At 31.9% G+C, this 14,661-nt stretch carries 14 protein-coding genes; 13 read left to right on the top strand and 1 reads right to left on the bottom strand.

What is annotated here, in order from left to right; genetic code table 11:
• Position 1 precedes the first annotated feature (1 nt).
• From gmd to H033_RS20615, 5 genes are all read left to right on the top strand, one after another.
• Entirely contained in the window at positions 2-1,117 is a 1,116-nt protein-coding gene (gene gmd, locus H033_RS0117580; RefSeq protein ID WP_026839471.1) for a GDP-mannose 4,6-dehydratase, read from the top strand.
• Positions 1,118-1,341: 224 nt separating this feature from the next.
• Positions 1,342-2,289: a GDP-L-fucose synthase family protein gene (locus H033_RS0117575; protein WP_026839470.1), complete on the top strand. Its 948-nt coding sequence runs from the start codon at positions 1,342-1,344 to the stop codon at positions 2,287-2,289.
• Positions 2,282-3,136, top strand: coding sequence for a glycosyltransferase family 2 protein (locus H033_RS0117570; protein ID WP_026839469.1), 855 nt, complete (start codon positions 2,282-2,284; stop codon positions 3,134-3,136). The genes H033_RS0117575 and H033_RS0117570 overlap by 8 nt, the downstream gene beginning before the upstream one ends.
• Before the next feature lie 7 nt (positions 3,137-3,143).
• Positions 3,144-4,043: a glycosyltransferase family 2 protein gene (locus H033_RS21080; protein WP_026839468.1), complete on the top strand. Its 900-nt coding sequence runs from the start codon at positions 3,144-3,146 to the stop codon at positions 4,041-4,043.
• Between the two features lie 12 nt (positions 4,044-4,055).
• On the top strand, positions 4,056-5,072 hold the full coding sequence (locus tag H033_RS20615; protein WP_051228065.1) for a glycosyltransferase family 2 protein: 1,017 nt from the start codon (positions 4,056-4,058) through the stop codon (positions 5,070-5,072).
• A 40-nt stretch (positions 5,073-5,112) separates the two neighbouring features.
• Here H033_RS20615 and H033_RS0117555 read toward each other — a convergent pair whose 3' ends face one another.
• A complete protein-coding gene (locus tag H033_RS0117555) occupies positions 5,113-6,000 on the bottom strand; it encodes an alpha-1,2-fucosyltransferase (RefSeq protein ID WP_034886446.1) in 888 nt (295 codons plus the stop codon).
• 197 nt (positions 6,001-6,197) lie between these two features.
• Between H033_RS0117555 and H033_RS0117550 the strand changes: the two genes are divergently transcribed.
• The 8 genes from H033_RS0117550 to H033_RS0117515 all read left to right on the top strand — a co-directional run bounded on the left by H033_RS0117550 (position 6,198) and on the right by H033_RS0117515 (position 14,658).
• Complete coding sequence (locus tag H033_RS0117550; RefSeq protein WP_026839466.1) at positions 6,198-7,244, top strand: hypothetical protein; 1,047 nt, start codon at positions 6,198-6,200, stop codon at positions 7,242-7,244.
• On the top strand, positions 7,241-8,074 hold the full coding sequence (locus H033_RS0117545; RefSeq protein WP_026839465.1) for a glycosyltransferase: 834 nt from the start codon (positions 7,241-7,243) through the stop codon (positions 8,072-8,074). The genes H033_RS0117550 and H033_RS0117545 overlap by 4 nt, the downstream gene beginning before the upstream one ends.
• 4 nt (positions 8,075-8,078) lie before the next feature.
• Positions 8,079-9,020, top strand: coding sequence for a glycosyltransferase family 2 protein (locus tag H033_RS0117540; RefSeq protein WP_026839464.1), 942 nt, complete (start codon positions 8,079-8,081; stop codon positions 9,018-9,020).
• Entirely contained in the window at positions 9,017-10,120 is a 1,104-nt protein-coding gene (gene wecB / locus H033_RS0117535) for a non-hydrolyzing UDP-N-acetylglucosamine 2-epimerase (protein WP_410503532.1), read from the top strand. Before H033_RS0117540 ends, wecB begins: the two co-directional genes overlap by 4 nt.
• A gap of 200 nt (positions 10,121-10,320) precedes the next feature.
• Positions 10,321-11,109 carry an FkbM family methyltransferase gene (locus H033_RS0117530; protein ID WP_034886445.1) on the top strand — a complete coding sequence of 263 codons (789 nt, stop codon included), beginning with the start codon at positions 10,321-10,323 and terminating at the stop codon, positions 11,107-11,109.
• Between the two features lie 65 nt (positions 11,110-11,174).
• Entirely contained in the window at positions 11,175-12,425 is a 1,251-nt protein-coding gene (locus H033_RS0117525; protein WP_026839461.1) for a UDP-glycosyltransferase, read from the top strand.
• Entirely contained in the window at positions 12,422-13,570 is a 1,149-nt protein-coding gene (locus H033_RS0117520) for a glycosyltransferase family 4 protein (RefSeq protein WP_026839460.1), read from the top strand. Before H033_RS0117525 ends, H033_RS0117520 begins: the two co-directional genes overlap by 4 nt.
• Positions 13,571-13,572: 2 nt before the next feature.
• A complete protein-coding gene (locus tag H033_RS0117515; RefSeq protein WP_026839459.1) occupies positions 13,573-14,658 on the top strand; it encodes a glycosyltransferase family 2 protein in 1,086 nt (361 codons plus the stop codon).
• Positions 14,659-14,661 lie beyond the last annotated feature (3 nt).

Raw genomic sequence — 14,661 nt, 5'->3', positions numbered from 1 at the left:
CATGAATAAAACAGCTCTAATCACAGGAATCACAGGTCAAGATGGAGCCTATCTTGCAGAACTGTTATTGGATAAAGGCTATAGTGTTCATGGTATTAAAAGAAGGAGTTCCTCTTTTAATACAGATAGGATAGATCATCTGTACCAAGATCCTCATGAAAAGAATATTCGGTTTAAATTGCATTATGGAGATCTTAGTGATCCCATGAATCTAACAAGTATTATCCAAGAGGTGCAGCCAGATGAGATCTATAATCTTGGAGCTATGTCTCACGTTAAGGTGAGTTTTGATACGCCGGAATATACCGGAAATATAGATGGCTTAGGAACCTTGCGTGTTTTAGAAGCGGTTAGGTTATTAGGGCTTACTCATAAAACCAGAATCTATCAAGCTTCTACATCAGAACTATTTGGAAAAATACAGGAAATACCTCAAACCGAGAACACCCCCTTTTACCCAAGAAGTCCTTATGGAGTTGCTAAACTTTATGCTTATTGGATCACCGTAAACTACCGGGAAGCTTATGGAATGTATGCATGCAATGGTATCTTATTCAACCATGAATCTCCGCTTAGGGGAGAAACCTTTGTAAGCAGAAAGATCACTCGGGCAGCCTCCAGAATAGCTCTGGGGATGCAAGACTCCTTGTATCTGGGAAATCTGGATGCAAAAAGAGATTGGGGACATGCTAAAGATTATGTACAGGCCATGTGGCTAATGCTGCAACAGGAAATTCCAGAAGATTTTGTGATCGCCACAGGAGTAACAACTTCCGTTAGAGAATTTGTAGATCTTGCTTTTGCTGAGCTTGGTATTGTTTTGGAATATGAAGGTGAACTGGAGAATGAAATAGGAAAGATAGCGTCCTGTGCCAATCCTGAATATCAATTACCTATTGGAAAAGAGGTGATAAAGATCGATCCGAAATATTTTCGTCCCACTGAGGTGGATATGCTTATTGGGGATGCAACAAAATGTAAAGAAAAACTGGGTTGGGAGCCAAGCCATTCTATAGGTGAATTGGTTAAAGACATGATGACGGCGGATATGAAGTTATTTCTGAAAGAGAAATACTTGAAAGATGGAGGCCATGACACTTTAAAATATAATGAGTAAAAATCCCCCCAGGCTCCCGAAATAAAATCGGGACAGGCTCCAAAGGGGTAGTTAAAGAAAAAGCTCAAAATTTCAAATCCTTGTAATCCTTGAAATTCGTGTTTTTCCAAACTCCAAACCACGAGCTTTTCCCTTATTCTACTTCCCACTTTCAAAAACCACAATCTCTCGAAATTCGAATAAATTTGTTTTAATTCAGATAAATTCGGGTAAATTCGTAACTAATGGAGAAAGATTCTAAAATATATATTGCAGGGCATACTGGAATGGTGGGTTCTTCAATTGTAAGGCAATTGGAACTCGAAGGCTATTCAAATCTAGTGAGAAGGACATCCCAAGAATTAGATCTCACCAGTCAACAGGCTGTTTCAGCTTTTTTTCAAGAAGAAAAACCGGAGTTTGTGTTTTTAGCGGCTGCGAAAGTGGGAGGAATAGAAGCAAACAATACCTATAGGGCACAGTTTTTATATGAAAACTTAATGATCCAGAACAACGTGATCCACCAAAGTTATGTTCACGGAGTCAAAAAATTAATGTTTTTAGCCTCTTCCTGTATTTATCCGAAATTGTCGCCACAGCCTATTAAGGAATCTTATTTGTTAAGCGGTAAATTAGAATCAACTAATGAACCTTATGCTATCGCGAAAATCGCTGGTGTAAAGCTTTGTGAAAACTATAACTGTCAGTATGGCTGTAATTTTATCTCTGTAATGCCAACAAATCTTTATGGACCCAATGATAATTATGATTTAGAAACTGCGCACGTGCTTCCGGCATTATTGCGTAAATTTCATGAAGCAAAAATTCAATTTGATAGAACTGGACAAAGTGAACCTGTCGAACTTTGGGGAACAGGCGCGCCATTGAGAGAATTTTTACATGTAGATGACCTAGCAAAAGCCTGCTTTTATTTAATGAAAACGTACCAAGGAAATACAAGTGTGAATATAGGGACTGGACAAGATATCTCGATAAAAGAACTTGCCGAAACGATTCGAAAAATAGTAGGATTTAAAGGCAAACTAATTTGGAATGAAGATAAGCCAGATGGGACTCCTCGTAAATTATTAGATGTCTCCTTAGTGCATAGCTTGGGTTGGAAACATCAAATTGAATTGTTAGAAGGAATAGCAGAAGTTTATAAGAATAAATTTAAAAATCAAGATGCTTAAAAAGCCTTTACTTTCTATAATAACCATAAACTATAATGATCTAGAAGGTTTAAAGGGAACTTTATTAGGTGTAAGCCATCAAACTTGGAAAGAATTTGAATACATTGTTATTGATGGTGGATCTACCGATGGAAGTAAGGAATTTATTGAAAGCCAAAATGATAAAATAGATATTTGGGTAAGTGAAGAGGATTCCGGAATATATAATGCCATGAATAAAGGGATTAATGCAGCTTCTGGAGAGTATTTATTGTTTTTGAACAGTGGCGATTTTTTGAATAACAATAATGTTTTATCTCAAGTAGCTGAAAAATTAATAGATGGTTTCGATATTTTTTATGGAGATGTTCAACTTAGAGACAATAAAAAATCAGAGAAAAAAGATGTGCTGGTATATCCTGAAAAATTAAAATTCAGTTTTTTCTGTAATAGTACCATAATTCATCAAGCTGCTTTCATTAAAAAAACATTATTTGATGAAGTTTTCTATTATAATGAAGAATTAAAATTTGTTTCTGATTGGGAGTTCTTTATTTGTGCAATATGTAAATATAATGCTACCTATAAAAAATTAAATTTTGTCCTTATTGATTTTGATATTAATGGGATATCAAGTGATCCGGTAAATGAAAAATTATTATATCAAGAAAGGGATTTTTGTCTCAAAGAACATTTTCCTCTAATAATGGCAGATTATAAAGAACTAATAGATTCAAGAAACAAGCTTAATCTACCAATTGTTAAATCAACTTTGGAATTACAAGATTATATTGCAGCGAGAAAACTTCATCGAATGGTTTTGAATTTTTTATTAAAGATGTCTAAAATTAAAAACAATAATTTTTAAAGGTAGAATGGAGAATTTAATATCCATCATTATTCCAACTTTTAACAGGTCTTCTTTAATTGGAGTAACCTTAGATTCTGTAATAGCCCAAACCTATACAAATTGGGAATGCATAGTGGTGGATGATGGATCTAGTGATGGAACTACAGAAATAGTAGAATTTTATTCTAGCAATGACGAAAGAATTAATTTATATCCTCGCCCTGAAGAAAAGCCTAAAGGAGCAAGTTCTTGCAGGAATTATGGATTGGAAATTTCTAATGGAGAGTATATACAATTTCTGGATTCGGATGATCTTATTTCAAAAGAAAAACTATCAAGTCAATTAAAGTTATTAGAAAAAAAACCACAAAATTCAATTGCAACTTGTAAATGGGGTACTTTTAAAGATGACCTCGATAATTCTAAAATTCATCAAAATTTAAAAGCCTATGATGATTTCGAGAATCCATCAGATTTTATTAATGCCATGGGAGTGTCTATTTGCTATTTTCCACCGCACGCTTATTTAATTAGGAAATCAATTATTATTAAAGCTGGATATTGGAATGAATATTTATCGCTAAATGATGACTCCGAATTTATGATTAGAGTTATAATCAATTCTGATAAAATTTGTTTTTCAGAGGATAGCATTGCATTTTATCGCCTTCCTGGCGAAGATAATTTAAGTTACTTCAATTCAGAAAGCAAAGTTTTAGACGCTATTTATAGTTGGATGCTTATAGAGAATTACCTGAAGATTCGTTTTAAAAAGGAAGAGTTTCCCTTTATAGAAAGGGCTAAAAATGATTTTTATCAGCATGCTAAGGTTTTTCCAGAGTTACTTATAAAGAATAAAGAATATTTCAAATCTCAGATAAGAAGAGAGACTTCTTGGATAAAAAAAATATTCCTTAGTAATTGAGAAAAAATATCAATGACAGATTCCCCTCTTATTTCTATTATTCTTCCAGTACATAATGGAAGAAAATATTTAGAGCTAGCCATTAGTAGTTGCCTTAACCAGACTTATGAAAATTTGGAACTGATTATTGTAGATGATGGATCTACAGATGATTCCATTTTAATTGCAGAAGAATTTAAATCTAAAGATAGCAGAATTTCTATCATAAAAAACAAAGAAAATCTTACGCTACCAGTAAGCTTAAATATTGGGCATAAAAATGCCAAAGGAAATTTTATCACTTGGACCTCCGATGATAATATCTTTCAAAAAGATGCCATTAAAAAGCTATATCTAACACTTGTAAAGAAAAATGTAGATATAGTTTATAGTGACTATCTAATTATAGATGATGAGGGGGAATTAGTAAGACACGCTAGGCTTAAGGATATTGAATATCTATTATTTTATGGAGTTATTGGGGCCTGTTTCCTGTATAAAAAAGAAGTTTATGAACGGAATATCGGTTATAATGAAAAACTATTCCTTGTAGAAGATTATGATTTTTGGTTACGAGCACTTAAACATAGCAGCTATTTTAGATTAGAAAACCCCGTATATTATTTCTATCGCTATCATCCTAATAGCCTAACAATTAGGATGGAAAAAGATAAGGAACTAAAACAGCAATGTGTTCAGAATTTAAGAAACCTTTATTCTAACCTTTTTATTGATCCTAGTATTAGGGATAAAGACGCATTTATTGAAATCATTATAAACCGACATTTAGAAGGACCAAATGTTGATATCAAAATGTTGGAATCCAAATACTTTTTTAAAGATCTGCATATTGTTTCTTCTAATTTTGTTGGATTTTCCTACAGAAAAGTAAGACGAATATTAATTACTGATGTTGTAGAAACCATCCTAAAAAATAAAAAATTTCATAAAGTTTCGGTGTTAGTGGCTTTACATCGTGCAGGGAAATCGGAATTATTGCGCTTGCCTATAGATAGGTATTTTGCTCTTTTTAAAAAGTGCATATTCTAAATAAAACAAAAATTAGTTGCTTATTATTTTTTATTAGACTCTATATACGGATCCACTCCGAAGGAATTAGGTCACAAGTGTCTTCATTTTGACTAGGATCTGTAAACCATTTTTTAGGAGCAATAACTATTTTGTTAGGGTTTTTATTGAGCCATGCTCCCCACCAACTAAAAGAACTGTTTGCTATAATATTGTGTTTACAGGAACTCATTAATAACATGTCCTTCCAACTATTATCTCCTGAATTGTCAGCTACAAATAATTTAGGATTACACAATTCTTTAAATTGTTCCCTTACCCATTCTATATCGTCTGAGAAGAAGACTAGTTGGGAAATATATACTTTAGATCCAATCAAGGAAATTGCATCCATGTAATAGCTCAAAGAACAATTACCATGGAATTTCTGAGTAAGATTGTCACTAACATAATCGCCCCTTCTAATATGAATTGAGACTGATTCTGAATTCTTAATCCTTTCCAATAATTTGAAATTATCATCATTTAATTTCGAAAAGGGAAATGAATAAAGATTTTTTATAAAATTTTCATGACCTAAAAAATATTTAAAGCTTTGAAAATATCCAGTTAAATATGCAGGGTTTTTAATTAAATATACAGAATCATTGTGCTTAAAAGAATTTTCACTGTAAATCTTAGGGTAATTAAATCCCAATTTCTTTTTAAATTTATTTATAAATGAAAGCTTAAAGAAATAGTCAATATCTGTCTTGCTGGTTTTTTTAAAAGATTCATTAAAAATTGCAAGTTCAAAATTTCTTGGAGTGGGTCCAGTATTTTTGACTTCTCCATCAAAAAAGCTGTTGTCTATTAATAAATTTGTATTATTTTTTTGTGTGATAATTTTGGATACTGCATATTGAAACATTTGGTTGCCAAGTCCTCCCTTTAATTTTATAATGATCATCTTTTCTTTTTCGGAAATTTATTAATGGAAAATCAACTATTTTTAATATTAAACTGGCTATTACTCTTAAAATAACATCAATTTTATTTGTTCTAAATTAATTATACTTTCTCTATTTTATATATTTTATGCAAAAAATTAAAATGATTATTAAAATAATAAGTTTATTTGCTCTTGCACCATAGAATAAATATAATTTGAAGATTTTCTTGCCCTTTCACAAAAAAGAATTTCATCCATATTTGGAAGAAATAAAAACACACTCTATAAATGAAATAGTATGTGATAGGCATCAAAATTATGATTCTTCATTTAAAATAATAAATATACATTGGCCTGAAGCAATTTTCGATTGGCAGGAGCCTACGCAAAGTGATATTGAAGGTTTGAAGAAAACAATAAAAATTTGGAAAAATGAGGCTATTATTGTTTACACAAAACATGATTTTGAACGTACCAAAGGACCTACACCTAATTTCACTAAACTCTTTAATATAATTGAAGAGAATACAGATGTGTTTATACATCTTGGGGTATATAGTAAAAAAATCTATTCGGATAAGTATCCCAATGCAAAACATGAGATTATTTGTCATCCATTGTTCGAAAATAGCTTTCAAATTTCCAATAAGAATGAGGCTAGAGAAATCCTTGGAATTAATAGCGAAGCCATGGTAATTATTGCGCCAGGAAATATTAGAAATTTCAAAGAACGCAAGATGGTTTTACATTCTTTTAATGCTCTAGGTTATAAAAATAAGGTTCTTATTTCTACTAACATGCGAAATGAGCTGAGATTGGATTTTCCAGGGAGAGTAAGATTTAAAAAATGTTTTGATGTTCAAAAGTTCTTTATTAAAAGATTCAGGCAAAAACACTCCTCACCTAAATATCTTTTCACCTATAATCCATTAAGTGCTGAGGATCTCTCCCTAAGAATGTCGGCTGCAGATATAGTTTTGGTGCCACGGGTGGATATATTAAATTCTGGAATTGTCTTTTTGGGTTTAACATTTAGAAAAGTGATTGTGGGTCCTGCAATAGGAAATATTGAAGAGCAATTAAAAGAACTTAATTATCCTGTTTTTAATCCTAATTCTATGTCTTCCGTAACTAAAGCCTTGGAAAAAGGTATTAAATTACACCTTTCTGGAGAATATTTAGGAGGTGTTCAAGCAAAGTATTACCCAATTAATGTTGCCAAGGATTACGACCGGATTTTTTTAAAATATAAAAAGAAATGATTCCTAAAGTATCGATAATTATTGCCTGTTATAATGACCTGGATGTTGTAGGTGCAATAAAATCTGCTCACAACCAAACCTATTCTAACAAGGAGATAATTGTTATAAACGATGGCTCAAATAGTCAAACGGATGATGCTATTAATTCTGTAAAGGAATTAATAGATCTTGTTATAACACAAAAAAATCAAGGTCAGAGTATCGCAAGGAATAATGGAATAAAAAAAGCAAAGGGTGCCTATATTTTAAATCTTGACAGTGACGATTCTTTTGAGCCAGAATTTTGTGAACGGGCGATGCAAGTTTTTTTAGAAAATGAAGAAGTAAAGATAGTAACCTGTAAGGCCAGAAGATTTAATAAAAAGAGTGGTGAAATTGATGTGTTTACACCTGCTGGGGGTAAATTAGAGGATTTTCTTTTTTCTAATGCCGCTTTGGGTAGTGCAATGTTCAAAAAAGCAGACTGGCAAGCATGTGGAGGCTATGAGGAAAACTTGCCTATATTAGGTTTCGAAGACTGGGAGTTATATTTAAATATTCTAAAAACTGGTGGAATTGCAAAAGTTTTGCCTGAAGTATTATTTAACTATCAAGTGAGAGCAAATTCTACTACTGCTCAAATTAAAGATTTTAAACTCGATAAATTCAAGTATATCATTTTAAAGCATCCTGACCTTTATAAAGGTAATTTTGAAGCTTTAGTTGAGAATTTATTTGAAAGGTTAAAAGTAGAGGAGAGAGAAAAAATTAAAAACAAAAAGAGGATTGAATATAAAGTCGGAAATGCTATTTTAAAACCTTTAAGGATTATTAAATCCTTGATAAGATAAAAAAATGCCGAAAAACACTCCACAGGTTTCAATTATAATGGCCACTTACAATAGGGCTCATTTAGTAGAAGAAACTCTTGAATCTATTCTAAATCAATCATTCAAAAATTGGGAATGCTTGATAATAGATGATGGGAGCTCAGATAACACTCATGAAATACTGCAGCCATATTTGCTGAAAGATTCCCGATTTAACTATTACAAACGAAACGAAGATCATAAAAAAGGGCTTCCTGGCTGCCGCAATCAAGGCTTGGAAATAGCTGAAGGAGAATATGTTATATTTTTCGATGATGATGATATTGTGCATCCTGACAATCTCAAAATTTGCACTGAGTTATTAGCTGTTAAAGATTTGTTTTTTTGCCGATACAATAAAAAACATTTTTTGGGTGAATGGAATTCGGAAAAATTTATTGAGGAAAATATGTTTTCAACCTTGACTGTAGATATAGATCAACTTGAAAATGTAATTACAGGCAAATTGCCCTTTGCTTCCTGTACTGTACTATGGAAAAAGACATGTTTTGAAGCACATAAATTCAATGAGGAGTTATTATACGCGGAAGAGTGGGAATGTTATTCCAGAATTTTATCTACTGGCATTAAAGGAATTTCAATAAATAAAGTGCTTTATTACAACAGGAAGCATCCCAACTCCAATACAGGAGAATTCTATAATAACGATCCTGTAAGAAGAGCTTCAAATTTGAAAGCCATCAAATTGGTTATAAATAATTTATCTAAAAAAGGATTATTATCCCCAACTTTGTTGCAGTATTTTATTAGAACAGGATTTTTCTTAAAAGAAATTTCGATAATAGAAGAAGTGCTTGAACAATCGAATGCTGGTGTTTTTAAAAAGTATAAGTATCTATTTGGGTTTATTTTGTATCCTGTTTTAAAACCATTATTCAATCTTAAAGCAAAATTAAAGAAATCTTGAAAATCCTACTTTGTTTTGGTACCCGACCCGAAGCCATAAAAATGGCGCCTGTAATTCAGGAAATCAAAAAACAAAAACTAGACTATAAAGTTTGTGTAACTGCCCAACACAGGGAAATGCTTGATCAGGTATTGGATTTCTTTGAAATAGTGCCAGATTATGATTTGGATTTAATGCAGTCAAATCAGTCATTAAATCAGCTTAGTTCAAATATTCTTAAAGACATGGATCATATTTTGGAGAAGGAAGAACCTAATATTGTTTTGGTGCAGGGAGATACCACAAGTGCAGCAATGGTAGCCCTTGCTGCTTTCCATAGAGGAATAAAAGTTGGTCACGTAGAAGCTGGTTTACGAACTTATAAAAAACTAGCTCCTTTTCCTGAAGAAGTTAATAGGCAACTTACAGCAAGAATTGCCGATTTTCATTTTGCTCCAACTTCTAAGGCAAATTCCAATTTAATAAAAGAACAAATCCCCATAGGGCATATTTATGTTACTGGAAATACAGTAGTTGATGCTTTAGAGTGGGCAATTGCAAAAATGGAATCAGAGCAGTTAAGTGAAGAAATCCAAAAAACAAAAGCCTTACTTGATCCGAAAAAAAAACTGATCCTTGTTACAGGTCACCGCAGGGAAAATTTTGGAGAAGGTCTTAAACATATATGTGAAGCCCTAATAGAATTGTCGCAGAATGAAGATGTTGAATTAATCTTCCCAGTCCATTTAAACCCTAATGTTATAACAACTGTAACACAATTGTTGGGAAAAATAAATAATATTCACCTTATTGACCCAGTATCTTATTCTACCATGCTTTGGCTAATGCAGCAATGCAGCCTTATTATTTCAGATTCCGGAGGAATTCAGGAAGAAGCTCCAACCTTTAAAAAGCCGCTATTGGTAACTAGAGAGGTTTCAGAAAGGATGGAAGGGATAGAAGCTGGTTTTTCTGTATTAGTGGGAACCAATAAGCTTAAAATAGTTTTTGAAGCAAAAAAAGCTTTAGTGACCCCTCCAGCTTTTAGAGGTAAAATTAATCCTTACGGAGATGGGAAGGCATCAAGGAAAATTATTAAAGCACTGATGGGAGTTTTGTAAATGATAATATTTTAGCAAAGCCAGTCGAAATGTGGGTTCTATAGTCTAAACTTTGACAAATTTAGTATAATAATAAGTTCTACGATATGTCATTGTACCATGTTGCGTCACAAGGCCTCAGAAATGTGACTATTATTCACGAGTGCCTTATTGAGCACAACATGACATACGGTAAGAAAAAATATATTTATCTAAAAAAAATGATCAAATTTTATTTAAAAAAAACCCAGCTATGGAAGTTTATTTCACAGAGTACTATTTATAAAAAATTTCGAGACCCCGAAAATTATAGAAAACAACAGGTAGAACCAAATTTTTATAAAAGAATTCTAAAAATGCATCCTTCCAGGAATAATTTAATTTTTGATGTAGGTGCAAATATTGGAAGTAAAAGTATAATATTTTCCAAGCTAGCAAGAAAGGTTGTTTCCTTTGAGCCTTCTGAGAAACTATTTATTTTTTTACAAAAAAAATTCGCAAATACGAATGTGATTCTTTTCAATTACGCATTAGGTAATAGCGTTTCAAAATCGGATTTGTATATAGTTGAGAATAATGAGGCTTATAATTCATTAAATAAAAAACATATTGAGATTACAGCAACTTCGAGAAATATAGCGACTATTGATACTGTTAAACATCAACAGGTAAATGTTGAAATCATTGAAAATTTTATTACCAAGTTTGGGATTCCAAAATATATTAAAATTGATGTTGAAGGTTATGAATATGAAGTAATAAAAGGCTTGAAAACAACAGTCCCTATAATAAGTTTTGAAGCTAACTTACCAGAGTTTAGTGAAGAATCTATCCAAATTATTAAATATTTAGATGAGCTTTCTTTAAATAGATACAAATATAATTTTACTGTATCTAATAGCTTTATTATGAAAAATTTTATTGCTAAGGAGGAAGCGATTAACTTTTTAATAGATACTAATCTACAATATGTTGAAATTTATGCTATTCTAGACCTGAAATCCAAATGAACAAGACATATTTCTATTAAAATATTTATATTTTAGCTTATACTTAACTCCCCAGCCTTATTAAAATGCTAAAAAAAATTTTAGTTGTTGTAGAATCTATTGATGTAGAAGACAGTAGTGGTTCTAAGGCTAATGTAGCTTTGATAAAAAACTTAAATAATGCAGGTTTTGATTTAAGGGTATATCATTATACAAGAAAAGCAATTCATCTTGAGGGTATTGAATGTGTTGCTATTAACGAAAATAGAAGAAGTCTTCTTTTTTTTCTCAGTCGATTGGAAAGATATTTCAGGTATTTTTTCAAAATAAACTTGAATAAACATCTAGAAAAAGTTTTCGGGTTTTCTTTTACTTTATTTAATGATAGAAATAGCATTGTTCATTCTTTAAATAGTATTGATAATTTTAAACCAGACCTTATATTTACTCTTAGTAAGGGAGGTAGTTTTAGGCCACATCATGCATTATTGAAAATACCGAAATGGCATTCTCGTTGGTTGGCATATATTCATGACCCATACCCGGCACACCTTTATCCTCGCCCTTTTGCTTGGGTAGAATCTGGTTACCAAAAAAAATGGCAGTTTGTACAAGATGTTTCAGAAAAAGCTGCTTATAGTGGTTTCCCTAGTCAACTCTTAATGGAGTGGATGGGAAGTTATTATCCTAATTTTTTGAAAACAGGCGTTGTTATACCTCATCAACTTGATAAAGAAGAAACTTTAGGAGTATCAATTCCAGATTATTTTGATCCGAAAAAATTTAATCTACTTCATGCGGGCACACTTCTAGGTCCTAGAAACCCTATTCCCCTTATTTTGGCTTTTCAGCAATTTTTAAATAAATTCCCAGAAGCAAGTCAAGACTCTAAATTGCTTCTAATAGGAAATAATGAACTTTATATTGCGCAACTTCAGCAATATTTAAAAAGAATTCCATCTTCCAATTTTATAGTTGAACCTTATTCTGAATATAATAAGGTACTTAAGATGCAAATGAAAACTGCAGTAAACGTAATTCTTGAGGCTAAATCTGAAATAAGCCCTTTTCTTCCTGGAAAATTTCCACATTGTGTACTAGCAAATAAGCCAATTCTTTTGCTGGGACCAAATTTAAGTGAGACTAAAAGATTGTTAGGTGAAAATTATAAATACTGGGCTGAAGCTGATGATATAGAAAACATAACTTTATTAATGAGTAAGCTCTATTTAGAATGGAAAAATTCAAAAGATAAGTTTAAATTGAATAGACCGGATCTGTTGGAATATCTTTCATCCGATAAATTGAAAGAAGTGATAAGTACCTTGAAAGTATGAAAATTTTAATGGTGTCCATGTTTGCTAATCACTTTTTCAATTGGACCAACCAATTAAAAGATTCTGGGCATGAAGTACATTGGATAGATGTTTTTGACAATGGATCGGAGGTTGTAAACATTCAATGGGTTAAACAAACTATAAATTGGCGTAGAAGGGTGGATTTTCCAGGGAGGCAGTCTATCAAAAGGCATCTGCCTTTTTTAAGTAATTTTATAAGTACTATTAATGAAAGGAAATTGGCAGAGGTTTTCGAAAAAAAACTGAAGGAAATTAAACCAGATATTGTCCAAAGTTTTGTTTTATTTTCCGCCTGTGCTCCAATATTGAGTATTATGAATAAAAATCCCCGGATTAAGTGGATTTATTCTGCGTGGGGAAATGATCTGTACTATTTTCAGAATGAGCCAGAATATTTAAAAGATATTAAATCTGTGCTTCCCAGAGTTGATTATATGTTTGCCGATTGTTTTCGGGATTATTCAATAGCAGAAAAATATGGTTTCAAAGGAAAATTTTTAGGTGTTCACCCAGGAGGAGGAGGATTTGAATTCTATCATGAGGATTCTATTAAAGAAATTGAGGACAGAAAAATAATCCTCATTAAAGGCTACCAAAAGCTTTTTGGGGAATGTATAGTAGTTTTGGAAGCAATTCAGTCAATAATTGAAGAATTAAAAGAATATAAGATTATTGTCTTCGGTGCAGATAATGAAACACTGTCATACCTCGATTCTTCTGATTTACTAAATTGTTCTAATTTCACTTTTTATGAAGATATAGGACGGGGAGAATTAATGAAAATTATGGGAAAATCTTTAGTTTACATCGGAAACAGTATTTCTGATGGGATGCCCAATACTATGCTTGAAGCTATAATTATGGGAGCTTTCCCTATTCAATCCAACCCGGGTGGTGCAACGTCCGAATTGATAGATCATCAAAAAAACGGATTATTGATCCAAGATCCTTTAGATGTTAATGAAATTAGAAGTTTGATCTTAAAAGCAACTAATGACAGGATATTTTTAGCGCAAGCCGTTGAATATAACTTTAAACATATTAAACCCAAGTTGGAAAGGGAATTTGTAAGACAGGAAGTTCTTGAAAGATATAGTCTCGTGGAAAAAGAAGTCACTCAGTAAATATGGAAAAAATCAGCATAATTTTTGCTTACCGCAATCGGGAAATTAGCCGGATTAAAATCGCCATGGATTCGCTTGAAAGTCAGAATAACAAGGCGTTTGAGGTAATATTTGTAAATTATGGGAGTGAAACTGAAATTTCTGGTAGCCTCGAAAAATTACTCCGCACATACAAATTTGTGACATATCATTCTCTTGAAGTCAGGCAGCAATTATGGAATAAAAGTAGGGCATTAAATTTCGCTATAAAAAAAGCAAGTTATCCTTATATTTTTATAGCAGATGTTGATATAGTGTTCAGTCCAGATGCTGTTGAAGTTCTTATGAGCCGTGCTTCTCCTAAAGATTTTTGTCTTTTTAAAATGGGATATTTAAATAAGAAGGAATCTTCTAAACTTAACAACGAATTTAAATTTGAAAATTTAAAGCCGGAGCGTTACGGAGAAATTAATGGAATGATCCTGACGACAAAGGAAGCTTTTTTTTATATTAAAGGCTATGATGAATTTTTTCATTTTTATGGTTCCGAAGATGTCGATTTGTATACCCGTTTAGAAAATGCAGGCTATAAATCTAATTTGGTAAACGATATTTATTTTTATCATAACTGGCATAAGTCCTACCAAAAATCGGACTATAAAAAGCTAAGTGTAATCCCAAGGCTTACTAATGCATTGAGAATAAATCAACAACATTACTTCTACCATCAAAAGGAAATGACCACAAGTCCAAAAAAGCAGGAATTTTGGGGTGAAATAATCGAAAAAACTAAAAGTGAATTATTGGAAAGACCTACTAAAAAAGTTCAGTTAATTAATATCCTGGCGCAGGTTGAACACTTTTTTAATGAGGAATTGCAGGATATTAAAAATGAAATTGTAGAAGTGAAGGCCATTGAGGATCCGTATTATAATTCCATAAAGCACAAAGCAAAAAGGCTCTTAGGCAAACAATCACAAACCTATTGTTCCCTAAAAGAAGTAAATGATATTATTTTAAAGATGATAATTTTCAATTTCAGAAATTCCAATTATTCTTACGAAATCTCAAATGACCTAAAATCCATTATCTTTAAAGTTCAATTATAAGGT

Source organism: Gillisia sp. JM1 (assembly GCF_000424645.1).
Taxonomy (GTDB): Bacteria; Bacteroidota; Bacteroidia; order Flavobacteriales; family Flavobacteriaceae; genus Gillisia.
Note: the sequence above shows the minus strand (reverse complement) of the source record. Positions and strands in the feature narration are given on the sequence as shown.

Coding starts and splice junctions, on each gene's coding strand:
- H033_RS0117575 (WP_026839470.1), top strand. CDS start 1,342: ATGGAGAAAGATTCTAAAATATATATTGCAGGGCATACTGGAATGGTG.
- H033_RS0117530 (WP_034886445.1), top strand. CDS start 10,321: ATGATCAAATTTTATTTAAAAAAAACCCAGCTATGGAAGTTTATTTCA.
- H033_RS21080 (WP_026839468.1), top strand. CDS start 3,144: ATGGAGAATTTAATATCCATCATTATTCCAACTTTTAACAGGTCTTCT.
- H033_RS0117520 (WP_026839460.1), top strand. CDS start 12,422: ATGAAAATTTTAATGGTGTCCATGTTTGCTAATCACTTTTTCAATTGG.
- H033_RS0117515 (WP_026839459.1), top strand. CDS start 13,573: ATGGAAAAAATCAGCATAATTTTTGCTTACCGCAATCGGGAAATTAGC.
- H033_RS0117540 (WP_026839464.1), top strand. CDS start 8,079: ATGCCGAAAAACACTCCACAGGTTTCAATTATAATGGCCACTTACAAT.
- H033_RS20615 (WP_051228065.1), top strand. CDS start 4,056: ATGACAGATTCCCCTCTTATTTCTATTATTCTTCCAGTACATAATGGA.
- H033_RS0117545 (WP_026839465.1), top strand. CDS start 7,241: ATGATTCCTAAAGTATCGATAATTATTGCCTGTTATAATGACCTGGAT.
- H033_RS0117570 (WP_026839469.1), top strand. CDS start 2,282: ATGCTTAAAAAGCCTTTACTTTCTATAATAACCATAAACTATAATGAT.
- H033_RS0117555 (WP_034886446.1), bottom strand. CDS start 6,000: ATGATCATTATAAAATTAAAGGGAGGACTTGGCAACCAAATGTTTCAA.
- H033_RS0117525 (WP_026839461.1), top strand. CDS start 11,175: ATGCTAAAAAAAATTTTAGTTGTTGTAGAATCTATTGATGTAGAAGAC.
- gmd (WP_026839471.1), top strand. CDS start 2: ATGAATAAAACAGCTCTAATCACAGGAATCACAGGTCAAGATGGAGCC.